General features: G+C 69.3%; 20 protein-coding genes and 1 pseudogene. 11 read left to right on the plus strand and 10 right to left on the minus strand.

The genetic code is table 11. From position 1 onward, the window contains the following. The first annotated feature begins 32 nt into the window (after nt 1-32). Complete coding sequence (locus ACFQS9_RS11350; RefSeq protein ID WP_378404558.1) at nt 33-1,349, plus strand: DUF2254 domain-containing protein; 1,317 nt, start codon at nt 33-35, stop codon at nt 1,347-1,349. Between the two features lie 107 nt (nt 1,350-1,456). Then, complete coding sequence (locus tag ACFQS9_RS11355) at nt 1,457-1,714, plus strand: hypothetical protein (RefSeq protein ID WP_378404560.1); 258 nt, start codon at nt 1,457-1,459, stop codon at nt 1,712-1,714. A gap of 134 nt (nt 1,715-1,848) precedes the next feature. On the opposite strand, the gene ACFQS9_RS11360 is transcribed toward ACFQS9_RS11355, so the two are convergent. Next, complete coding sequence (locus ACFQS9_RS11360; protein ID WP_378404562.1) at nt 1,849-2,955, minus strand: serine hydrolase domain-containing protein; 1,107 nt, start codon at nt 2,953-2,955, stop codon at nt 1,849-1,851. Between the two features lie 91 nt (nt 2,956-3,046). Next, the gene (locus ACFQS9_RS11365; RefSeq protein ID WP_378404564.1) at nt 3,047-5,128 is read right to left on the minus strand and encodes a PhoX family protein; all 2,082 of its coding nucleotides are present in this window, start codon (nt 5,126-5,128) and stop codon (nt 3,047-3,049) included. Between the two features lie 205 nt (nt 5,129-5,333). On the opposite strand from ACFQS9_RS11365, the gene ACFQS9_RS11370 reads away from it, so the two are divergent. Then, a complete protein-coding gene (locus ACFQS9_RS11370; protein ID WP_378404566.1) occupies nt 5,334-6,473 on the plus strand; it encodes a Rieske 2Fe-2S domain-containing protein in 1,140 nt (379 codons plus the stop codon). Nucleotides 6,474-6,534: 61 nt separating this feature from the next. Here ACFQS9_RS11370 and ACFQS9_RS11375 read toward each other — a convergent pair whose 3' ends face one another. From ACFQS9_RS11375 to ACFQS9_RS11390, 4 genes are all read right to left on the minus strand, one after another. After that, the gene (locus ACFQS9_RS11375; RefSeq protein WP_378404568.1) at nt 6,535-7,275 is read right to left on the minus strand and encodes an amino acid ABC transporter ATP-binding protein; all 741 of its coding nucleotides are present in this window, start codon (nt 7,273-7,275) and stop codon (nt 6,535-6,537) included. Nucleotides 7,276-7,278: 3 nt separating this feature from the next. After that, on the minus strand, nt 7,279-9,081 hold the full coding sequence (locus ACFQS9_RS11380; protein ID WP_378404570.1) for an ABC transporter substrate-binding protein/permease: 1,803 nt from the start codon (nt 9,079-9,081) through the stop codon (nt 7,279-7,281). 63 nt (nt 9,082-9,144) lie between these two features. After that, nucleotides 9,145-9,939 carry an LLM class F420-dependent oxidoreductase gene (locus tag ACFQS9_RS11385; protein WP_378404572.1) on the minus strand — a complete coding sequence of 265 codons (795 nt, stop codon included), beginning with the start codon at nt 9,937-9,939 and terminating at the stop codon, nt 9,145-9,147. Between the two features lie 106 nt (nt 9,940-10,045). After that, nucleotides 10,046-10,468, minus strand: a complete 423-nt coding sequence (locus tag ACFQS9_RS11390; protein WP_378404574.1) for a YybH family protein — start codon at nt 10,466-10,468, stop codon at nt 10,046-10,048. Nucleotides 10,469-10,627: 159 nt separating this feature from the next. Here ACFQS9_RS11390 and ACFQS9_RS11395 point away from each other — a divergent pair, with 159 nt between their 5' ends. The 6 genes from ACFQS9_RS11395 (at nt 10,628) to ACFQS9_RS11420 (ending at nt 17,773) form a co-directional block, all read left to right on the plus strand. Then, nucleotides 10,628-11,701: an ABC transporter ATP-binding protein gene (locus ACFQS9_RS11395; RefSeq protein WP_378404576.1), complete on the plus strand. Its 1,074-nt coding sequence runs from the start codon at nt 10,628-10,630 to the stop codon at nt 11,699-11,701. Between the two features lie 146 nt (nt 11,702-11,847). After that, nucleotides 11,848-13,122, plus strand: coding sequence for an ABC transporter substrate-binding protein (locus ACFQS9_RS11400; protein ID WP_378404578.1), 1,275 nt, complete (start codon nt 11,848-11,850; stop codon nt 13,120-13,122). A 61-nt stretch (nt 13,123-13,183) separates the two neighbouring features. Then, on the plus strand, nt 13,184-14,272 hold the full coding sequence (locus tag ACFQS9_RS11405) for a carbohydrate ABC transporter permease (RefSeq protein ID WP_378404580.1): 1,089 nt from the start codon (nt 13,184-13,186) through the stop codon (nt 14,270-14,272). Further along, nucleotides 14,272-15,222, plus strand: a complete 951-nt coding sequence (locus ACFQS9_RS11410; protein ID WP_378404582.1) for a carbohydrate ABC transporter permease — start codon at nt 14,272-14,274, stop codon at nt 15,220-15,222. Before ACFQS9_RS11405 ends, ACFQS9_RS11410 begins: the two co-directional genes overlap by 1 nt. A 46-nt stretch (nt 15,223-15,268) precedes the next feature. After that, the gene (locus ACFQS9_RS11415) at nt 15,269-15,427 is read left to right on the plus strand and encodes a hypothetical protein (protein ID WP_378404584.1); all 159 of its coding nucleotides are present in this window, start codon (nt 15,269-15,271) and stop codon (nt 15,425-15,427) included. 153 nt (nt 15,428-15,580) lie between these two features. Beyond that, on the plus strand, nt 15,581-17,773 hold the full coding sequence (locus tag ACFQS9_RS11420; protein ID WP_378404638.1) for a transglycosylase domain-containing protein: 2,193 nt from the start codon (nt 15,581-15,583) through the stop codon (nt 17,771-17,773). Between the two features lie 66 nt (nt 17,774-17,839). Here ACFQS9_RS11420 and ACFQS9_RS11425 read toward each other — a convergent pair whose 3' ends face one another. From ACFQS9_RS11425 to ACFQS9_RS11440, 4 genes are all read right to left on the minus strand, one after another. Next, the gene (locus tag ACFQS9_RS11425; protein WP_378404586.1) at nt 17,840-18,940 is read right to left on the minus strand and encodes an inositol-3-phosphate synthase; all 1,101 of its coding nucleotides are present in this window, start codon (nt 18,938-18,940) and stop codon (nt 17,840-17,842) included. Further along, a complete protein-coding gene (locus ACFQS9_RS11430; RefSeq protein WP_378404588.1) occupies nt 18,933-19,493 on the minus strand; it encodes a PadR family transcriptional regulator in 561 nt (186 codons plus the stop codon). Before ACFQS9_RS11430 ends, ACFQS9_RS11425 begins: the two co-directional genes overlap by 8 nt. Nucleotides 19,494-19,628: 135 nt before the next feature. After that, on the minus strand, nt 19,629-20,417 hold the full coding sequence (locus tag ACFQS9_RS11435; RefSeq protein WP_378404590.1) for a DUF1707 SHOCT-like domain-containing protein: 789 nt from the start codon (nt 20,415-20,417) through the stop codon (nt 19,629-19,631). Between the two features lie 24 nt (nt 20,418-20,441). Then, on the minus strand, nt 20,442-21,305 hold the full coding sequence (locus tag ACFQS9_RS11440) for a DUF1707 SHOCT-like domain-containing protein (protein WP_378404592.1): 864 nt from the start codon (nt 21,303-21,305) through the stop codon (nt 20,442-20,444). Between the two features lie 201 nt (nt 21,306-21,506). Between ACFQS9_RS11440 and ACFQS9_RS11445 the strand changes: the two genes are divergently transcribed. Both ACFQS9_RS11445 and ACFQS9_RS11450 read left to right on the plus strand, forming a co-directional pair. Continuing rightward, nucleotides 21,507-21,929, plus strand: a complete 423-nt coding sequence (locus ACFQS9_RS11445) for a DUF5318 domain-containing protein (protein ID WP_378404594.1) — start codon at nt 21,507-21,509, stop codon at nt 21,927-21,929. 64 nt (nt 21,930-21,993) lie between these two features. Next, nucleotides 21,994-22,313: pseudogene (locus tag ACFQS9_RS11450) on the plus strand (hypothetical protein); the annotation flags it as partial.

Here is a 22,313-nt window from a genome sequence, read left to right on the forward strand (position 1 = left end):
CGGAACGCGATTGACGGGCGTACGCTTCGGGGGTGCGCAGGCGCGAGGCAGCCTGGGAATATCTACGCGGCGCGCTGTGGGTGCTACCCGCGATAGCCGTGGTACTGGCGCTGGCCCTCGGGTCGGTCCTGTCGAGCGTGAACACCCGCCCCGGCACGTGGGTGCACCGGCTCGCCTTCCAGGGCACCCCGGACGACGCCCGCACGCTGCTGATCGGCACAGCGGGCACGATGATCACCGTCATCGCGCTGACGCTGGGGCTCACCGTGGTGGCGCTGCAGCTCTCGTCCACGCAGTTCTCGCCGCGGATCCTGCGCAACTTCCTGCGTGACCGCCCGAATCAGGTGGTGCTCAGCGTCTTCGTCGCCACCTTCGCGTACAGCATCGCCGGGCTCTACACCGTGGGCGTGTCCGCGGGTAGCCGGACCGCCGACTATCCGCGGCTCGCCGTGAGCTGGGCGATGGTGCTGCTGTTCTTCAGCCTCGCCGCGCTGGTCTTCGAGATCCACCACCTGACCCATTCGCTGCAGGTCGACGAGATCATGCGCAAGGTGGAACGGAACACCCGCGACGTGGTGCGGCACGGATTGTCCGACACCACCGCGGCGGTGCTGCCCGCCGTGCCCGCCGACGCGATCGTGCTGCCGTCGGCTCATAGCGGCTATGTGCAGGCGGTGCATCCGGAGGCCCTGGCGACCCATGCGGCCCGAGCCGGGGTGAGTGTGCGGATCGCGCCGCGGGTCGGCGATCACATCGCCGCGGGAGCCACCCCGCTCGCCTGGGTGTGGAGCGGCGCCGGGCGTCCCTTCGATGTGGACGACATCGGGCGCGCGGTGGAGCAGGCGGTCCGGATCGGGTTCGAGCGCACCTTCGAGCAGGACGCGGCGTTCGGGTTGCGCCAGCTCGTCGACGTCGCCTCGAAGGCGTTGTCCCCTGCCATCAATGATCCGTACACCGCGGTGCAGGCGATCGATCACCTCACCGCGATCATGGCCTCGCTGACCCGCCGTGCGCTCGGACCGCGGGTGGTGCCGGTGGGCGAGACGGGCGACGCGGTGACGGTGCCGGCGTACACCTACGCCGACTACCTCGACCTGGCGTGCGCCCAGATCCGACGCTTCGGGGCCAGGGAACCGACCGTCGTGCTGGCGCTCATCCGGCTGCTGCGCGACTGCGCCGCGGCGACATCCGACACGGGCAGGCACTCGGCGATCGCCCACCAACTCGGGCTGCTCGAGGAGGACGCCGCCCGCGAGATCGTGCAGCCGGCGGATCTGACCGCGGTGACGTCCGCGGCCGCGGACCTGCGAGCGCAGGTGGATCGTCAGATGGGCGGCCCGACTTCCTGATCCCGATCGGTGTGCCGGGATGGGCCCGGCCAGCGGCCGATCGCGAGTAGCCTTCGATTCGCGCTTCGGCGTGGGTTACCGACGCCGGAACGCCGAAGGAGTTCACGGTGACCGCGGGGCCGGAGTCGCTGCGCGGCCCCTTCCTCACGCCCTCGGGACAACCGTTCATCGCGCCGGTGTCACCGGTGATCCGTCCGCTCAGCATCGGCGCGCACACGAACGTCGTCTTCGTCACCATGAGTGCGGAAACCTGCAATGGTCTCGGCATCTGCCTGCCGGCCGGTGAGTCGCAGTATGACTCGAGCCTGTCGCCCGTCCACCCGGCACCGCCAGCCGATTTCACGTTCGCCCCACCGAAGACGTAGACATCCGGCCGCTGGTCGGCCCCCTGCATCAATGCGAAGAGGCCCGGAAACGTACGTCAGGGTGGAAGGAAGACCTCGGCCCTGCGCACCGCTGTGGCGCACAGCCTTGACGTACGTTTTCGGCTCGGGCCGGTTCAGCCGCAGATGGTGGCGTCCACGATTCCGTAGACGACGTCCTCGGAGTCGGGACCGAGGCCATTGGTCAGCGACGCCTGCATCCGCCTGCTGCCGTCGAGGGTGGTGAAGGCGAGGGTGGTGTAGCCGGCGATGCCGCCGCTGTGGCCCCACACCGTCTTCCCGCACGGGGTGTCCCTGGACAGGGCGCCCAGGCCGTACCCGTCGGTGAACGACCGGGCCGCCGTCAGCTCGGCGAATTGGGCCGGCCGCAGGAGTCGGCCGTCGACCAGCGCGGTCAGGAAGAGGTCCAGGTCGGCGGTGGTGGAGATCATTTCGCCCGCCGCGCCGCCCCAGCTGGGGTTCAGCTCGGTGACGTCCACGGGCCGTCCGTCGACCGGGAAGTAGCCCCGGGCATGCAGGCCCGGGATGAACACGCTGCCCCGCGGTGCACTGGTCTCGCGCATACCGAGCGGCCGGGTGATCCGCTCGGCGATCTCCGTGTCCCAGGCTCGTCCGGTCACCTTCTCGATGAGCACGCCCGCCACGATGTAGTTCGTGTTGGAGTACGACCAGTCGGTGCCCGGCGCGAAGTCGAGTGGCCGGTCGGTGGCGAGTGAGACCAGTTCGTGCGGCGTGTAGGGCCGGAACCGGATGTCGAAGAACTCGGCGCCGTCCAGCGGGAGCGCCTTGACGTAGTCGAACAGTCCGCTGGTGTGTTGCAGCAGCATTCGGACGGTGATCGCGTCCCCGTCGGGGAGCAGTCCAGGCAGGTACCGCGCCACCGGCGCATCCAGGTCGACCCGGTCCTCCTCGACGAGTTGCAGCAGCACGGTGGCGACGAAGGTCTTCGTCACGCTCCCGACGCGGAACAGGCCGGCGGTCGGCACCGGCCACGAGGTGCCCAGCACGCTCTCGCCCGCGGTGGCCGTCGTCGCCCTGCCGTCGCGTGTGGTCCGGACCTGCACGCCGACCGCGCCGTCCGCGAGGACGCGGTCCATCGCCTGCCGCACCGCGGCGTCCTGGGTGACGGGTGGCGCGGCCGGCTGAGCGAGCGCGGGCGTGGCGCCCGCGAGCAGCGCGGTGACCGCGACGGCGAGGCCGCAGGTGACAAATCTGCTTCTCATGTGGGGTTCTCCTCTGAGATACAGCCTGCCCCACCCCGGACACGAAAGGGCGCCCTCCGGAGAACCGGAGGACGCCCAGGGGTTCGGAGGGTCAGATGCCGACCCGCCCGCCGCCCGACTTCCACGCGGCGACCACCGACGGCCGCGGCTGGGCGGCGCCGCCGTCCGGCCAGTGCGAGGCCGGCTGATCGGCGTTGGCGCCGTCGAGTTCGCCCGGGTGCTGCACGCAGACGACCACGCGGGACTCCTCGATGATCGGCCCGCAGGTCTCGCCGCCCTTCGGGACGGTGAGGAACTGCTTGGTCTCGCCGCGCCGGTCGCCGTCGAGCACCACGCTGAACAGGCCGTCGTTCGACTTGAGCGCGTTGCCGTCGGTGGAGATCCACAGGTTGCCGTGCGGGTCGAACGCCAGGTTGTCCGGGCAGGAGATGGGGCTGACCTGCGTCTTGTCGAACCCGCCGAAGTAGGTGTCGGCGGCCGCGGGATCGCCGCAGACCAGCAGCAGGTTCCACGTGAAACCGGTCCCGGCGTGCTCGTCCTCGATCTCGAGCACCTGCCCGTTCTTGTTGTTGTTGCGGGGGTTCGGCTCGTCGGCCGCGGGCTTGCCGTCCTCGCCGCGCTTGGTGTTGTTGGTCAGCGCGACGTACACCTTGCCGGTCTTCGGGTTCGGCTCGAAGTCCTCGGGGCGGTCCATCTTCGTGGCGCCCACCTTGTCACCCGCGAGCCGGGTGAACACCGCGACCTCCTCCGCGCTCATCCCGTCGACCAGGGACTCGGCCTTGCCGTCCTCGCCGGTGCGCAGCAGCGGGATCCACTCCCCCTTGCCCGCGAACCGTCCGGAGGACGGCAGCTTGCCGGAGCCGTCGATCTGGTCGGGCTTGTCGCCGGAGAGCTTGGCGACGTACAGCGTGCCCGCGTCGAGAATCGTCAGGTTGTGCCGCATGCTGGATTGGCCGTTGCCGGGCATCATCTTTCGGGCGGAGACGAACTTGTACATGTAGTCGAACCGCTCGTCGTCTCCGCTGTAGGAGACCACGGTGCCGTCGTCGGTGACGTAGATGGTCGCGGCCTCGTGCTTGAACCGGCCCATCGCGGTGTGCTTGATCGGGGTGGACGCCGGATCCCAGGGGTTGACCTCGACGACGTAGCCGAAGCGGTTCGCCTCGTTCGGCTCCTGCACGAGGTCGAAGCGGGGATCGAAGCGCTCCCACTTGCGCTCGCTCGCCCCGCCCTCGATGCCGTATCGCTTCAGCCGCGCGGCGACGGTCGGGTCGGTGACCTGCTCGGCGTTCGCGAAGTACTGGTTGAAGTTCTCCTCGCCGGAGAGCACGGTGCCCCAGGGGGTGACGCCGCCGGAGCAGTTGTTGAGCGTTCCGGTCACCCGGGTGCCGGTGGGGTCGGCGGTGGTCTTGAGGAGGTCGCTGCCCGCGGCGGGCCCGGTCACCAGGAACTCCGAGTTCGCGGTGATGCGGCGGTTGTTCGGACCGAATTCCGGTGTGAGCCGACCGGTTCCGGCCTCCCCCTTGACCTGGACGACGGACAGCCCGTGGGCGGTGATCGCGGTCTGGAACTGCTCGACGGTGGGGTTCTCGGGGTCGTAGCCGGCGAACATGAAGGGCTCGGTGGTGTACTCGTGGTTGACCACCAGCAGGTAGGTGTTGGGCTGGCCCTCGACGGGCAGCAGGCCGGCGAAGTCGTTGTTGAAGCCGAACTGCATCTCCTGCGCCTGCGGCGTCTGGTTGGCGAAGTCGAACGCGGGTGCGCCGGGCAGCACCGGGTCGCCCCAGCGGATCACGACGGCCTGCTCGTAGCCCTCGGGGACCACGACGGCGTCCTCGGTGTTCGGCGCGACCGCGGTGAACGCGGTGCCGGCCGGGGCCTCGCCGCCGCCCGCCGTCGCCGTCGTGGAGCCGCCGGCCGAGCCGCTGCCGGCATCGTCGGAGCACGCGACCAGCGCGCCGCCCGCGCCCACCGCGAGCACCGCGACCGCCCCGGACTTGAGCATCCCGCGGCGGGTCATGGCGGTGCGCACGATGTCGCCGAAGTACTCCCCGCCGGAGGTGTTGGGCACCTCGTGCGAGCAGGCGTTGCCGCACTTGTACTGGCAGGTGATCGATGCCCGCGATGACTTGCCGTCGTGGGTGACGAACAGCGCGAGGGGCTTCAGCTTCACGTGGTACTCCTGGTCGAAGGTTCAACTCGGGCGACCGTAGAAGCACGAAGCAAGGGCAAGGGAAAGGCAAGGTGAACGACCGGACAATGAGGCGACCCTAAGGTCGAGTGCCGTTGCCGCCCTGCGGGAAACGACCTTGTCGCGCTGGCGTGGGGGGGTCGAGCATCGTTCGGATCGAAGCGAACCCAACCCCGGAGGAACATCAATGACGCTGAACTCCACCACCGACCGCGGCGATGTCCGCGAGATCGAGGCCGTTGCGGCCCCGACCCGGTTCGCCCGCGGGTGGCACTGCCTGGGCCTGGCGAGGGACTTCCGCGACGGCAAGCCGCACTCGGTCGAGGTCTTCGGCACCAAGCTGGTCGTCTTCGCGGACAGCAGGGGCGAGCTCAAGGTGCTCGACGCCTACTGCAGGCACATGGGCGGGGACCTCAGTCAGGGCTCGGTCAAGGGCGACTCGATCGCCTGCCCGTTCCACGACTGGCGCTGGGGCGGTGACGGCAAGTGCACCGGCATCCCCTACGCCCGCCGCGTCCCGCCGCTCGCCCGCACCCGGGGCTGGCTCGCGCTCGAGCGCAACGCGCAACTGTTCGTGTGGCACGACCCGCAGGGCAACCCGCCGCCGGCCGACGTGACGATCCCCGCGATCGACGGGGTCGGCAGCGACGAGTGGACCGACTGGACCTGGAATTCCGTGCTCATCGAGGGCTCGCACTGCCGTGAGCTCGTCGACAACGTCGTGGACATGGCGCACTTCTTCTATGTCCATTTCAATGTGCCGCGTTCGTTCAAGAACGTCTTCCAGGGCCACGTCGCCTCGCAGTACATGAGCTTCACCCCGCGGACCGACGTGAACGTGGACGTCGACTTCGGTGAGGACAGCATCACCCAGTCCGACGCGTCGTACCACGGCCCGTCCTACATGATCGACAGGTTCCACGCCGACATCGGTGCGCACGAGCCGCTGGAGGCCGTGCTGATCAACTGCCACTACCCGGTCACGTCGAATTCGTTTGTGCTGCAGTACGGGATCATGGTCAAGAAGATGGCCGGGATGTCCTCCGAGCAGGCCGACGAGATGGCCAAGGGCTTCGGGGACGGCACGATGGCGACCTTCGAGCAGGACATCGTGATCTGGAAGAACAAGGCGAAGATCGACAACCCGCTGCTGTGCGAGGAGGACGGCCCGGTCTACCAGCTGCGGCGGTGGTACAGCCAGTTCTACGTCGACGTCGAGGACATCACCCCGGACATGGTCACCCGGTTCGAGTTCGAGATCGACACCACCCGGTCCGGGAAGCACTGGGACGAGGAGATGGCCGCGAACCGGGCCGCAATGCGCTGACGCGCGGTGGTGCGGAAACGGAGTTCAGGACCTCCGTTGCCGCACTACTGCGCCGAAGGCGCTACAGCACCTGGGACAGGAAGGCCTGCAGCCGTTCGGTCTGCGGGTCGTCGAACAGCGCCTCGGGCTTGCCGGTTTCCACCACCACGCCGCGGTCCATGAACACCACGGTGTCGGAAACCGAACGGGCGAAGCCCATCTCATGGGTGACCACGACCATCGACATGCCCGCCGAGGCCAGGTCGGTCATCAGCCCCAGTACCCCCTTGACGAGCTCGGGGTCGAGCGCGGAGGTGGCCTCGTCGAAGAACATGATCTCCGGCTTCATCGCGAGTGCCCTGGCGATCGCGACCCGCTGCTGCTGGCCGCCGGACAGGTTGCCCGGCCGCGACTGCGCCTTCTCCGCCAGCCCCACCAACTCGAGTTGCTCCAGGGCCACCGCCCGCGCCTGCTCCTTCGACAGCCCGCGCAGCTTCCGGGGCCCGAGGGCGATGTTGTCGAGGACGGTGCGGTGCGGGAACAGGTTGAAGTGCTGGAACACCATCCCGATCCGCTGCCGCAGCGCGTCCGGGTTGTCGCCGAGCACCGACCGGCCGTCGAGCAGGATGTCGCCCCGCTCGGGCTCGTGCAGGCGGTTGAGCACGCGCAGCAGCGTGGACTTGCCGGAGCCGGACGGGCCGATGACCGAGGTGGTCTTGCCGGCGTCGACGTGGATGTCGACGCCGCGCAGCACCTTGTTCGTGCCGAAGGACAGATGCAGGTCGGTGCCGGTCAGCGAGACCGAACTGGTCGCGGTGGTCACGGGCTATCCCCTCTCCACGACGATGGCTTGTTCGAGCGGGTCGAGTGTGCCGGAGGTGTCCGCCCTGCCGGTCCGCAGGCGCCGGTCGATGTAGTTGACCAGGTGGGTGAGCGGGATCGTCAGCGCCAGGTAGAACAGGCCGGCGGCCACCAGCGGCGACAGGTTCCCGGTCTGCGCGTTCAGGTCGCGCCCGACGGCGAACAGCTCTCGCTGGGTCGCCAGCAGGCCGAGGAAGTAGATCAGGGACGAGTCCTTGATCAACGAGATGAACTGGTTCATCAGCGCGGGCAGCACCCGGCGGATTCCCTGCGGGATCACCACCAGGGTCATCGCCCGGCGGTAGCTGAAGCCGATCGCGCGGGCCGCCTCCAGCTGCCCCGGCTCCACGCTCTGGATGCCGGAGCGGAAGATCTCGCCGATGTAGGCCGCGGCGAGCAGGGCCAGCGCCGCGGCGCCGAGCCAGTACGGGTTGTTGCCGGTCAGGCCCTTGACCACCGGGCCGACGCCGAGGCCGATGATCAGGATGATGACCACGGCCGGCAGCCCGCGGAAGACATCGGTGTACACCCGGGCGGGCCAGCGCAGCCAGCGGGTGCGCGAGATCCCCGCGACCGCGAGGAGCATGCCCGCGATGGTGCCGATCACCCCCGAGGTGAGGGCGAGGATCACCGTGTTCGGCAGGCCGGTCTTGAGCAGGTCCGGGATGGCCTTGCGATAGAGCTCCCAGTCGAAGAAGGTGGCGCCCAGCTGGGCGAGCGTGGACTTCTGGGTGGCCTCCGACTGCTCGGATCCGGCCGCCTCCGGCGTGGCGAGCGCCGCGAAGTCGGGCAGCTCCGGCTCCGGCGCCGACTTGCTGCCGGGCTTCCAGCCCTCCGGCAGCTCGCGGGGCACCCAGTCGGCGTACAGCGACGCCCAGGTGCCGTCGGCGATCACCGCGTCCAGCCCCGAGTTGAGCGCATCGATGAGGGGCTGGTTGTTCTTGTTGACGGCCCAGCCCACAAAGTTGTTGAGGCTGAAGGTGTTCTGGACGATCGAGGTGGGGTCGCCGGGCTTGATCGCTCCCTCCGCCTGCTGCGACGGTGCCACCCAGGCGTCGATCTGCCCGGTCTTGAGGTTTGCGTAGGCGGTGTTGTAGTCGGGGAACTTCACCGGGTCGAGGCCCAGCGTGTTCACGACGTAGTCGTCCTGGACGGTGCCCTGCACGACGCCGATCCGGGTGCCCGCGTTCAGGTCCGAGAACCCGCGGATGGGGCTGCCGTTGGGCACCACCAGCGAGAAGTAGCCGAAGTCGTAGCCGTTGGTGAAGCCCACGGTCTGGCGCCGCTCGTCGGTCGTGGTGATCGAGGACGAGCCGACGTCGAACCGGTTGGTCGCCACCTGGGAGAGCAGCCCGGCGAACTCCGTTCCGGAGAACTCGATCTGCAGTCCGAGCTTGGCGGCGATGGCCTTGAGCAGTTCGTTGTCATAGCCGGTGAACGTGCCCGATGAATCCACGCAGATGCTCGGCGGCGCATCGGAGAGGGTGCCGACGCTGAGCTTGCCGGGGGTCGCCAGGCCGAGCGCGGTGATGTCGATCTGGTCCAGCGGCTTGGTGTTCGGGGTGGTGTACCGGTCCTCGGCCGCGGCCGCCGCAGCCGCATCCAGGTTGGTCGGCGCGGCCGCGGAGCTGCCGAGGCCCGGTGGCGCGCACAGGTCGGTGGCCGAGGCGGCGGAGTCGTCGCTGCCACCGCAGCCGGTCAGTATCAGCGCGAGCAGCGCCAGCAGAGCGACGAGCACCCGACTCTTCACGACATGTGAGCGGACCATGCAGGGAGCCTAACCGCGGCCGCGGCGCGGCACCGGGAACCTTTTCGGTTCGGTTAAGGCCGGTCAGGCCAGTCCCTCGATCGGCTCGGGTATCCGGTCCGCGCGCCAGCGCAGCGCCTCGTTGACCGTGGACAGGTCGTAGTCGGGGCCGCCGGCACCCACGGTGAACAGGGTGACGCCCGCGTCGAGGAAGTCCTGCGCGGCCTCCGGGCCCGGCCAGGCCACCGACCGTTCGATCCGCGCAGGTTCGCGGCCGACGGCCGCGCAGTGCTCGGCCAGCACCCGGGACTTGTGCCGCAACGCCTCGAGGTCGGCGAAGCTGTGCCACACGTCGGCGTACTCGGCGACCAGGCGCAGCGTCTTGCGTTCGCCGCCACCGCCGATGAGGATCGGGATGTGCCGGGTGGGGGCCGGGTTCAGCTTGCTCAGGCGCGCCGAGATCCGGGCCAGATTCTCGCCCAGCAGCCTCAAACGCTTTCCGGCGGTGCCGAATTCGTATCCGTACTCGTCGTAGTCCTTCTCGAACCAGCCGGCCCCGATGCCGAGGATGAGCCGTCCGCCGCTGATGTGGTCGACCGTGCGGGCCATGTCCGCGAGCAGGTCCGGGTTCCGGTAGCCGCCGCCGCTGACCAGCGCGCCGATCTCCACCCGCTCGGTCTGCTCCGCAAAGGCGGCGAGCATGGTCCAGCACTCGAAGTGGGCGCCGTCGGGGTCGCCGTAGAGCGGATAGAAGTGATCCCAGGCGAAGACGATGTCGGCGCCCGCGTCCTCGGACCGCAGCACCGCGTCGCGGATCAGGCCGTAGTCGGGCGCGTGTTGCGGCTGGAGCTGGACGCCGATGCGAAATCCGTGGGTCATCTGCACTCCTTGACTCGTCGAAGAAGGCCGGATCCCACGGTAGTCCGAAGGCGTCGGCGCCGCAGTCGAGTTCACGGGTGAGGCGATCAGCGCCGCCCGTTAGGTCTCAGGTACCGGCCTCCCCCGCCGCGTCGAAGTCGGGGAACGAGTGGTGCTCGTGGGCGATGACCCAGCCGCCGTTCTCCCGGCGCAGCCCCATCGTCACGCGGAGGCGGTTCTCGGGGCGTTCGGCGAGCTCCTGCGGCAACCCGCAGCGCAGCAGCGCGTGCGCGAACGCGACGTCCTCGCCCGCGGTGACGTCGAGGGAGACAATCTCGAACACCGCTCCCGTGGACAGCCACTCGAAGAACGGCGGCCAGGTCTCCCGATAGGCGGGGAGGCCGCGCACGCCCTCGCACGGCGGCGGCACGTCGAACATGACGATGTCCTCGCTGTGGTCGGCGAGGACGCCGCCCAGGTCCCCTCGGCGCACGGAGGCGGCCCAACGTTCGATCAGGCCCCGGATCTGTTCGGTGTCGCTGCTCGTCATCGCGTTACCTCCTGCGTGCGGTCCCATGGGCTTCTCTACGGGTAGACCCGCCTCGACTCCGAAACTCATCGTCAGTCTCTCTGCGATACTGGGCCGCGCACCACCCTCAACTCGGATCGTCCGGCACGTTCCTGCCGGTGAAGGGATCGATCGACACCCATGGCGACAGTCACTTACGACTCCACCAGCTGCGTGTTCCCCGGCTCCACCACGCCGGCCGTGGACAAGCTGAACCTGCACATCGAGGACGGTGAGTTCCTCGTCCTGGTCGGCCCGTCCGGCTGCGGCAAGTCCACCTCGCTGCGGATGCTCGCGGGGCTGGAGGAGGTCGACTCCGGCCGCATCCTCATCGGCAACAAGGACGTCACCGGCACCGAGCCGAAGGACCGGGACATCGCGATGGTGTTCCAGAACTACGCGCTGTACCCGCACATGTCGGTCGCCGAGAACATGGGCTTCGCGCTCAAGCTGGCGGGCACGCCGAAGGCGGAGATCCGCCGGCGCGTCGAGGAGACCGCGAAGCTGCTCGACCTGTCCCAGTACCTCGACCGCAAGCCGAAGGCGCTCTCCGGCGGCCAGCGTCAGCGCGTCGCGATGGGCCGCGCGATCGTGCGCCAGCCGCAGGTGTTCCTCATGGACGAGCCGCTGTCCAACCTGGACGCGAAGCTCCGCGTGCAGACCCGCACCCAGATCGCGCAGCTGCAGCGCCGGCTCGGCACCACCACCGTCTACGTCACGCACGACCAGGTCGAGGCGATGACGATGGGCGACCGGGTCGCGGTGCTCAAGGACGGCCTGCTGCAGCAGTGCGCGTCGCCGCGCGAGCTGTACTCCCGGCCCGCCAACGTGTTCGTGGCCGGCTTCATGGGCTCGCCGTCGATGAACCTGTTCACCCTGCCCATCGCCGACGGCGGGGTGCTGTTCGGCGAGACCGTGATCCCGGTGCCGCGCGACGCGCTCGCGCGGGCACACGAGCGGGAGGTGGTGCTCGGCATCCGCCCCGAACACCTGGAACTCTCCGACCGGGGCATCCCGATGGAGGTGGATGTGGTCGAGGAGCTCGGCTCGGACGCCTACATCTACGGGCGAACCACCCTCGCGGGCGCCCCGCACGAGATCGTCGCCCGCGCGGATTGGCGCAACCCGCCGCAGAAGGGCCAGCAGGTCCGGCTGCACGTCGACCCGTCCGAGCTGCACCTGTTCTCCGCTGCGGACGGTCGCAGGCTCGGCTAGATTCCTGACCGATTCAGGTTCGACGTAATGTCTCGGTTCGGCGGTGTTCCGTGCCACAGTAGGCACCGACACGGCCAACGGCGCCGCGCGTGTCGTGCTGCGCCGGACCGACCGATCCGATCCACCGACTACCGGGGAGATACTCCATGGTTCTGAATACGAAGGCGGTCCGCCGTGCGGCGGTCGCGGCAACCGCCGCAGCGCTGCTCGCGATCACCGGTTGCTCGAGCGACAGCGGCTCCGGCTCCGGCGACGCCTCTGAGAACACCGGCGGCCGTGGCCCGATCTCGTTCGCGATGGGCAAGAACGACACCGACAAGCTCACCCCGGTCATCGCGAGCTGGAACGCCGCGCACCCGGACGAGCAGGTCGAGCTCAAGGAGCTCCCCGGCGAGGCCGACGATCAGCGCGACAAGCTGGTCCAGTCGCTGCAGGCCGGCAACTCCGACTACGACGTGATGGCGCTCGACGTCACCTGGACCGCCGAGTTCGCGGCCAACGGCTGGCTGCAGCCGCTCGAGGGTGACCTGGCGATCGAGACGTCCGGCCTGCTGCCTGCCACCGTCGCCAGCGCGACGTACCGCGACAAGCTGTACGCGGCCCCGCAGAACACCAACGCGCAGCTGCTCTACTACCGCACCGACCTGACGCCGGCGGCGCCCGCGAACTGGCAGGCGCTGACCGACAGCTGCGCCACGGCCACCGCGAAGGCCGTGGACTGCCTGGTCACCCAGCTCAAGCAGTACGAGGGCCTGACCGTGAACACCACCCAGGCGATCAACTCCTGGGGCGGATCGGTCGTCGGACCCGACGGCCAGACCCCCGAGGTCGAGTCGCCGGAGGCCAAGGCCGGCCTGCAGTCGCTCGTCGACGCGTACGCGAAGGGCCAGATCGCCAAGCGCTCCACCGGCTTCACCGAGGAGGAGACCAACCTCGCGTTCGTCGGCGGCGAGTCCATGTACGCCTACAACTGGCCGTACATGTACACGAACGCCGAGAAGGACAGCTCCAAGGTCAAGGGCAACGTCGCGGTCGCGCCGATCGTCGGCCCCACCGGCCCCGGCGCGTCCACCCTGGGCGGCTACAACAACGGCATCAACGTGAACTCGAAGAGCAAGCAGACCGCGCGCGACTTCGTCGAGTTCGTGCAGAGCCCGGAGAACCAGCAGTCCTTCGCGGACGCGTCGTTCCCGCCGGTGCTCGCGTCCGTGTACGACGACGCCGCGCTGATCGCCAAGTACCCGTACCTGCCGGCGCTCAAGGCCGCGCTGGAGAACGCCGTGCCGCGTCCGGTCACACCGTTCTACAACGCCGTCACCAAGGCCATCCAGGACAACGCGTACGCCGCCATCACCGGCAAGAAGACCGTCGACCAGGCGACCGCGGACATGTCCGCGGCGATCACGGCCGCGTCCAAGTAAGGCCCGGGCCCGGCACGGGCCCTGGCAGTTCGAATCACGAAGAGAACCAGGTACACCAACGATGGCTGACTCTGCTGGGCCACGGCAGGCAGACGAGGCCCGCGCCGCGGCCGGAGTCCTCACCGACTCCGGCCGCGACGTCAGCGCCTCCGGGCGCGAGGTACCCGACAGCGGGTATCCGGGTCACGACGACGTAGCACCCCCACCGCGCAAGCGAGACCTGCGGGCGGTGTGGCTGATCGCGCCGACGATGGTGATCCTGGCGATCGTCATCCTGTACCCGGTGCTGCGGGCCATCTGGCTCTCGTTCCAGGCCGACAAGGGCCTCGACCCGGTGACCGGCACGTTCACCGAGGGCGGCTTCGCCGGCTTCGACCACTACCTGATGTGGCTGACCCAGAACTGCGGTTCCGGGATGGGGTCCTGCCCGCCCGGCACCCTCGGCGCCGACTTCTGGCCGTCGGTCGGGATCACCTTCTTCTTCGCGGTCGTCACCGTCAGCATCGAGGTCCTGCTGGGGCTGTGGATGGCGACGATCATGGGCCGCACGTTCGTCGGGCGTTCGCTGCTGCGCGCCGCGGTGCTGATCCCGTGGGCCATCCCGACGGCGGTCACCGCCAAGCTGTGGTTCTTCATCTTCGCGGAGAACGGGATCGCCAACAAGATCCTCGGGACCGACATCGCGTGGACGACGGATCCGTGGGCCTCGCGGTTCGCGGTGATCGTCGCCGACGTCTGGAAGACCACGCCGTTCATGGCGCTGCTCATCCTGGCCGGCCTGCAGATGATCCCGCAGGACGTCTACGAGGCCGCCAAGGTCGACGGCGCCAGCGCCTGGCAGCGCTTCACCCAGATCACGCTGCCGCTGGTCAAGCCCGCGCTGATGGTGGCGGTCCTGTTCCGCACCCTCGACGTGCTGCGCATGTACGACCTGCCCGCGATCCTCAACGGCGACAGCGGCGCCACCCCGACCACCACAATGTCGATCCTGGTGGTCGCGGACATCCGCAACGGCAACTTCAACAGCGCGTCGGCGCTGTCGACGCTGGTGTTCCTGATGATCTTCGCGGTGGCCTTCATCATGGTGAAGTTCCTCGGCGCCAACGCGGTACGCACGCAGGACGAACAGCGCAAGGGAGACAAGCAGTGATGGCGGGACGGCACCGCAGCGACGAGCTGGCGAAGTCGCCCTTCGGTCGCGGTGACGCGTTCGCGACCTCGCCCACCGGGCGGGGCCCTGAGCCGGCCGCGGCGACGGCGCGTCGCCGGCGGTCCCCGTGGCCGAACGTGCGCACCTACCTGGGAGCGGCCATCATCCTGATCTGGGGGCTGGCCCCGTTCTACTGGATGGTCATCACCGCCTTCCGGGACGTCGACCACACCTTCGACACCACCCCGTGGCCGACGTACGTCACGCTCGACAACTTCCGGGACGCGCTGGCCACCGACAAGGGCAACGACTTCCTCGGCGCCATCGTCAACAGCCTCATCATCGGCGCCGCGACCACGGCCGTGGCGATGCTGCTCGGGATCTTCACCGCGTACGCGCTGGCGCGGATCGAGTTCCGCGGCAAGTACGTCGTGACCGGCATCATCCTGGCGGCCTCGATGTTCCCCGGCGTCGCGCTGGTGACGCCGCTGTTCCAGCTGTTCGGTGACATCGGCTGGATCGGTCAGTACCAGGCGCTGATCATCCCGAACATCTCGTTCGTCCTGCCGCTGACCATCTACACGCTGACCTCCTTCCTGGGCGACCTCCCGTGGGAGCTGGAGGAGGCGGCCCGGGTCGACGGCGCGTCGCGGGGGCAGGCCTTCCGGAAGGTGATCCTGCCGCTGGCCGCGCCCGCGTTGTTCACCACCGCGATCCTCGCGTTCATCGCGACGTGGAACGAGTACATGCTGGCGAACATGCTCTCCACCCGCGCGACCGAGCCGGTGACGGTGGCGATCGCCCGGTTCGAGGGCCCGGACTCCTTCTCGCAGCCGTACACCGCGGTGATGGCGGCGGGCACGCTGGTGACGATCCCGCTGGTGATCATGGTGCTGCTGTTCCAGCGCCGGATCGTGTCCGGCCTGACCGCGGGCGGCGTCAAGTCGTGAGCCGCGGCTCGTGAAGAAAAGGGCGCGGCGCCGCCAGCAGGTCGAGATGCTGATCGGGATCCTCGGGTTCTTCACGCTGATGGCGTTCATCGCGGCCGTGGTCGGGATCGTGCGCGGCGAGCCCGGCGTCACCGAGTCGCTGGTGCTGGCCGGCTGCCTGGCGCTGCTCGGCCTGGCCGTCGCGGTGTGGCGGAGGGTGCGTTGACCCTCATCCGTTGAGGGTGATTCTCGTGACACGCCGACGTCGGAGCGGCGAAATTGTGGCGCGTCATTGGCCGTGCGTCCAGTTGGAATGTCAGGATGCAGGAAAGACCCGGTCTCCCAGACAGGAATCCTGCATGTGAGCTCGCCCATCAGCATGGCCCCGACGACCCCGCCGCCGCCCGAGGAACCGGGTGGCGGCGATCCGCCGGGTGGTGAGCCGACTCCCCCGAAGCGGGGTCGGCGCCGCCTGATCCTGCAGATCGCGGCCGGACTCGTGGCGCTGCTCCTGATCGTGCCTGTCGCGGTGTTCGCGGTCGGCTACTGGCAGGCGGAGGTGCCGCGTCCGTCGGACATGCGCACCAACCAGGTGGCGACGATCTTCGCCGCCGACGGTTCGCCGATCACCAGGGTCGTGGCGCCGGAGGGCAACCGCACCGACGTCGAACTCACCGCGATCCCCGAACACGTCCGGCAGGCCGTCCTCTCCGCGGAGGACCGTGATTTCTACACCAATCCCGGCTTCTCGATCTCCGGCTTCGTCCGCGCGGCCCGCGACAACGTCCTCGGCAAGGCCAGCGCGGGTGGCGGTTCCACGATCACCCAGCAGTACGTGAAGAACACCCTGGTCGGCGCCGACCGGAACGTCATCCGGAAGATGCGCGAGTTGGTCATCTCCTCGAAGATGGCCCGGCAGTGGTCCAAGGACGACATCCTCGCCGCCTACCTGAACACCATCTACTTCGGTCGCGGCGCGTACGGCATCGCGGCCGCCTCCAAGGCCTACTTCGACAAGCCGGTCGAGGAGCTCACGGTCGAGGAGGGCGCCGTGCTCGCCTCCGTCATCCAGAGCCCGTCCAGCCTCGACCCCGAGACCAACCGGGCCAGGCTCGAGTCGCGTTGGCGGTACGTGCTCGACGGCATGGTCGACCAGGGTGTGCTGTCGCGGGCCGACCGGTCGGCCGCGTTGTTCCCCGCGGTGGTGCCGTCGAGCCAGTTGGTGGACGCGAATGCCGCGCGCGGTCCGGAGGGGCTGATCCGGTCGCAGGTGCTCTCCGAGTTGGCCGCGGCCGGGATCAGCGAGCAGCAGCTGAACACGGAGGGCCTGCAGATCACCACCACGATCGACCCGAAGGCGCAGAATGCGGCGCTGGAGTCGGTGCGCGAGACGATGACCGGCGAACCCCCGGAGCTCCGCACCGCGGTGGTGTCCATCGATCCGCGCAGCGGTGCGGTCCGTGCGTATTACGGCGGATCGGACGGCGCCGGTTTCGATTTCGCGCAGTCGCCGCTGCAGACCGGGTCCGCGTTCAAGGTGTTCGGGCTGGCCGCCCTGCTCAAGGAGGGCAAGGGCCTGCAGACGATGTTCAACAGCGCCCCGCTCACCGTCGGCCAGGTGGAGATCACCAACGTCCAGGGCGACGGGTGCGGCACCTGCACCATCGCGCAGGCACTCAAGCAGTCGCTCAATACCAGCTTCTACCGGCTCACCCTGTCGATGGAGAACGGCTCGCAGAAGATCGCCGACGTCGCGCACGAGGCGGGTATCCCGAAGCAGATCCCCGGCGTCGAGGGCGAGAGCCTGACCCAGGACGGCGGTCCGCCGGAGAACGGAATCGTGTTGGGGCAGTACCAGTCCCGTCCGATCGACATGGCGTCCGCATATGCGACGCTGGCCGCGTCCGGGATCTACCACCAGCCCTACTTCGTCCAGCGGGTGGTGACGGCTGACGGCGCGGTGCTGCTTGATCGCCCTGTGCCGCAAGGTGAACGGCGACTCGACGCGGCCGTGGCCGACAACGTCAGCCAGGCGATGCTGCCGATCGCGGCCTACTCGAACGGGCACGCCCTCTACGGCGGTCGGCCGTCGGCGGCCAAGACCGGGACCGCACAGTTCGGCGACACCGGGATGAACAAGGACGCCTGGATGGTCGGCTACACGCCGTCCCTGTCCACCGCGGTCTGGGTGGGTACCGAGCAGTCGCAGGCGATCGTGAACCAGTGGGGCGGATCGATTTACGGCTCCGGACTGCCGTCGGACATCTGGAAGGGCACGATGGACGGCGCACTGGAGGGCACCGACTCGGAGTCCTTCCCGTGGCCGGAGTCCATCGGCGGCCAGTCCGGCGTGCCCGCCTACTCGGGGGGCACCAGCACCGGTGACGGCACCCGCACCAATGCGAGCGGCCCGGTGCAGCAGGCTCCGCCGCCGCAGGCCCCGCCGGAATCGCCGGGCGTGCCGCTGCCGCCGGCCCCGCCGATGTTTGTGCCGCCCGCCCCGCTTCCCCCACCACCGCCGCCGCGGAACGTGGAGATCCTGCCGGGCATCGTCATCCCGCTGCCGGGGTAGGCGCCGGAGCGCACAAAGGCCCCCCGAACGGAATTCGTTCGGGGGGCCTTCGTGCGTCTGCGGTGCTTAGTCGTCCGCGCCGATGATGAACGCCTCGAGCTCGGCACGAGCCTTGTCGTCGGCCATCTGGACCGGCGGGCTCTTCATCAGGTAGGCCGACGCCGGGTAGACCGGTCCGCCGATGCCGCGGTCGAGCGCGATCTTCGCGGCGCGCACGGCGTCGATGATGATGCCGGCCGAGTTCGGGGAGTCCCAGACCTCGAGCTTGTACTCCAGGTTCAGCGGGGCATCGCCGAAGGCGCGACCCTCGAGGCGGACGTACGCCCACTTGCGGTCGTCGAGCCACTCCACGTAGTCCGAGGGGCCGATGTGGACGTTGCGGTCGTGGACCTTGCCGGCGAGCGAACCGGTCAGGTTCGACGTCACGGCCTGGGTCTTGGAGACCTTCTTGGACTCCAGGCGCTCGCGCTCGAGCATGTTCTTGAAGTCCATGTTGCCGCCGACGTTGAGCTGGTAGGTGCGGTCCAGCACGACGCCGCGGTCCTCGAACAGCTTGGCCATCACGCGGTGGGTGATGGTCGCGCCGACCTGGCTCTTGATGTCGTCGCCGACGATCGGGATGCCGGCGTCCTTGAACTTGGCCGCCCACTCCGGGTCGGAGGCGATGAACACGGGCAGGGCGTTGACGAAGGCGGCACCGGCGTCGATCGCGCACTGGGCGTAGAACTTGTCGGCGTCCTCGGAGCCCACCGGCAGGTAGGAGACGACGACGTCGACCTTGGCGGCCTTGAGCGCCGCGACAACGTCGACGGGCTCGAGGTCGGAGACCTCGATGGTCTGCGAGTAGTACTTGCCGATGCCGTCGAGGGTGGGGCCGCGCTGGACGGTGACGTTGCTCGGCGGCACGTCGGTGATCTTGATGGTGTTGTTCTCGCTGGCGAGGATCGCCTCGGAGAGGTCGAACCCGACCTTCTTGGCGTCCACATCGAACGCGGCGACGAACTCGACGTCGCGGACGTGGTACTGGCCGAACTTCACATGCATCAGACCGGGCACGGTGCCCGACTCGTCGGCGTCCTTGTAGTAGTGGACTCCCTGGACCAAGGACGAGGCACAGTTCCCCACGCCCACAATGGCCACGCGCACCGAGGTGCTGTTCTCACCCATGGTCGGGTTCTCCTTCTTTCTTGGGTACTGCTGTTGATGTTTGTTCGGCCACGATCAGCTCGTTGAGCCAGCGCACCTCGCGCTCGCTCGATTCGAGACCGAGCTGATGCAGCTGCCGGGTGTAGCGGTCGAGAGATCCGGTGGTCCGCCCGACGGCCTCGCGGAGCCCCTCGCGGCGCTCCTCGACCTGACGCCGCCTGCCTTCGAGGATCCGCATCCGCGCCTCGGCGGGGGTGCGGCTGAAGAAGGCGAGGTGAACGCCGAAACCGTCGTCCGTGTAGTTCTGCGGACCGGTGTCGGCGACGAGTTCGGCGAACCGCTGCCTGCCGGCCGGTGTCAGCTCGTATACGCGGCGGGCCCGCCGCATGGCGGCGCCCGTCGGCCCGGCATCCTCGGCGATCAACCCGTCGGTCTGCATGCGACGCAGGGTCGGGTAGAGCGAACCGTAGGAGAAGGCGCGGAAGGCGCCCAGTAGGCCGGTCAGCCGCTTGCGCAGCTCGTATCCGTGCATGGGTGACTCGAGAAGCAGCCCGAGGATCGCGAGTTCGAGCATCACTACACCTCCTGAGTCACCTAACCGGTTGATGCGACGGCAAACTATATCGCGCCGATATATAGGAGCGTACGGGAATGCGCATTTGTGTGACAAGGTGTCACGCCTAGGTGTGCGGGGTGGGCGCCCGCCGGGCTAGTCCTCGGCGGGATGGATCGCGAAGACCTCCCCGTCGAACCCCGCGGTCAGGTGGCCGGACCTGCCCGCCCGCCCGTCGGACAGGTACATCGACACCTCGGGGCCCTGGTCCCCCGACTCGAGGGACATGTGGACGGAATCCGGCTCGGCCACCCCGAGGGTCTGCGGGGCGCCCAGCAGCAGCCCGACCACCTTCGCGACATCCAAACGGGCCAGATCGACCGGCACCGTCTTGGGATCCCGACCGGTCCGGGAGTCCGGCTCCTCGAGTCCATCCCGGTAGTCGATGCCCTGGTACATGCCGGGTGCCCCCGGCTCCGCGCGCTGGATCAGCGCGTACTCCGGATAGATCGTCGCCTCGTCGACCATCGCGTCGCCGTACTCCGCGCGCAGGTCGTCGACCATCCGGGCGAGACCCGGCGCTGACAGCACGTTCTCGGGGCGGTCGGGTGCGTCTGCGTCGTCGCCCCCGATCGCGGAGAACAGCAGGGCGCCGAGCGCGACCACGGCGGCGAGAGCGACGGCGGCGGTGAGGCCGGCGTTCCACCGGCGGTCGCGGACCGCGGGTCGGACGGGCAACGACCCCTTCAGCTCGTCGGCGATCTGCAGGTCCGACACCAGCGCGTCGAGCTCGGAGAGGGTGCGGGCGGCCATCGCCGCGTTGGTGCGGTCGCGGTGCTCGAAGTCGGAGAGCTGACCGTCGTCGTGGGCGGAGTCGAGGAGGCCGCACACGTCGACGCGGTCGGTGTCGCGGGCGCGCAGGCGCAGCGCGGAATTGCTCGGCACCCGCCGAGCATAGGAGCGCGGCGCCTACCCGGTGGGCGAGTAGGGGTACACGGCGGCGATTTCCCCGTTGGGACGCAGATACATGTGGCCGCTCGCGCCGGTTGCGTCGTTGCCCACGAAGACGGTCACCTGCGGGTCGCCGTCCTCGACCTCCATCCTTATGTGGCTGATCGTCCCGCCCGGGACATGCAGCGACTCGGCGGCGCCGAGGAGGTGACCCGCCAGGGCGTTGAGGTCGACGCTCGCCAGGTCGAATGGCGGTTCGTCCCCGGAGTGGCTCGTGGCGGTGTCGGCCTGGAAGCCGCCGCGGAAGCTGTAGTCCTGCTCGCGGTCCGGCTGGCCGGGCATCATCCGCGTGATGCTGACGTAATCGTCGAAGAAGTTCACGTCGTAGACGAGGGTGTCGCCGAACTTCTTTCGGAACTTGTCGCGGAACTGCTCGATGCCGCCCGCGGTGAGGGTGTCGATCGGCGTGATGACCACCGGCGCGACGTCGGAGTACGCGTCCGGCGGCGCCGGTGCGGGGGCAGCGGGCGCCGGCACGAGCGGCGCGGCCGCGGCAGGCGCCGGGTCGGGGCCGTCCCGGTTGAGCTGGACGAGCGCCACCGCGGCCACCGCCACGGCGGCGGCCGCGATGCCGGCCTTGAGCGGCAGGCGGCGCGGCGACGCGGGCTCCGGCTCCGGGAGGGTGTCGGTGAGGGCGGCCGGCAGCTGGAGGTCGGTGACCAGGGACTCCAGCTCGCCGAGGGTCCGGGCGGACATGGCAGCGGCCGTGCGCGACTTGTGCTCCTCGAAGTCCAGCTGACCCTCGCCGTACCCGGCGTCGAGCAGCGTGCAGGTGTTCGAGCGGTCGATGTCCCGCGCTCGGGTCGTGCGGCGGCTGGTCACGGCTCGAATGATAGGAGAAGGCGCGCGGGGGCGTCCGAACGCCGGAAAGTGGCGCGATCGACAGTGATGTTTCGCGATCGGGGGCGTGCCCGGTGCCATCACTGGTGAGGCGGGGTGCGCGGCGGGTCGCGCCCCGGCGTGTCGCAGCTCGCGGTGCCGCCAACCCGACACCACGCGCGACTGCACACGTACTCTGGTCACGTGCGATTGCAGCGGCAGGTGGTGGACTACGCCCTTCAGCGGCGATCCCTGCTGGCCGAGGTCTACTCCGGCCGGACGGGTGTCGCCGAGGTGTGCGACGCCGGTCCCTACCTGCTGCGCGCGGCGAAGTTCCATGGCAGGGGCTCCGACGCGACCTGCCCGATCTGCAGGAAAGAACAGCTCACCCTCGTCTCGTGGGTCTTCGGCGACCGGCTGGGCCCGATCTCGGGTTCGGCTCGTACGTCGGAGGAGCTCGTTCGGCTGGCGACGACGCAGGAGGAGTTCTCGGTCCACGTCGTCGAGGTGTGCCGCACCTGCAGCTGGAATCACCTGGTGCAGTCGTACGTGCTCGGAGCGGCCCCCGCCCCGAAACGGGCGCGCCGCCCTGCGCGTGCGCCGAGCCGCCGCATTGCGAGTGAGTGAGCACCACCCCGCCAAACGATGTAACTGACACAGCCGTGTCTACGTGAGCACTGGAGATCCCTACGTGAGTTCCCCCTACGACAACATGCAGGGTGGTCGACCCGCCGGACAGCAGCGGCCGGGTGGCCCGCCACCGGGCGGTCGACCGCCGGGGTACTCACAGCCGAATCCCCATCCCGGATACCCGCAGGGCAGGCCCGGCCCGGCCCCCGGTTACCCGCAGGCGGGTCCGCCGAGACCGAACCAGGCACCGGGTTACCCGCCCCAGAATCCCGGTCAGGCCAACTTCGCCGCGCGCGGTCAGGCGCCGCGCCCCAATGCCCAGCGGCCCCCGGCGCAGCGCACCCCGGCGCAGCAGCGCCCGGCCGCGCCCCGCACCGCGCC

The sequence above is a fragment of the Rhodococcus daqingensis genome (genome assembly GCF_042665615.1).
In the GTDB taxonomy this organism is placed as follows: Bacteria; Actinomycetota; Actinomycetes; order Mycobacteriales; family Mycobacteriaceae; genus Rhodococcus_G; species Rhodococcus_G daqingensis.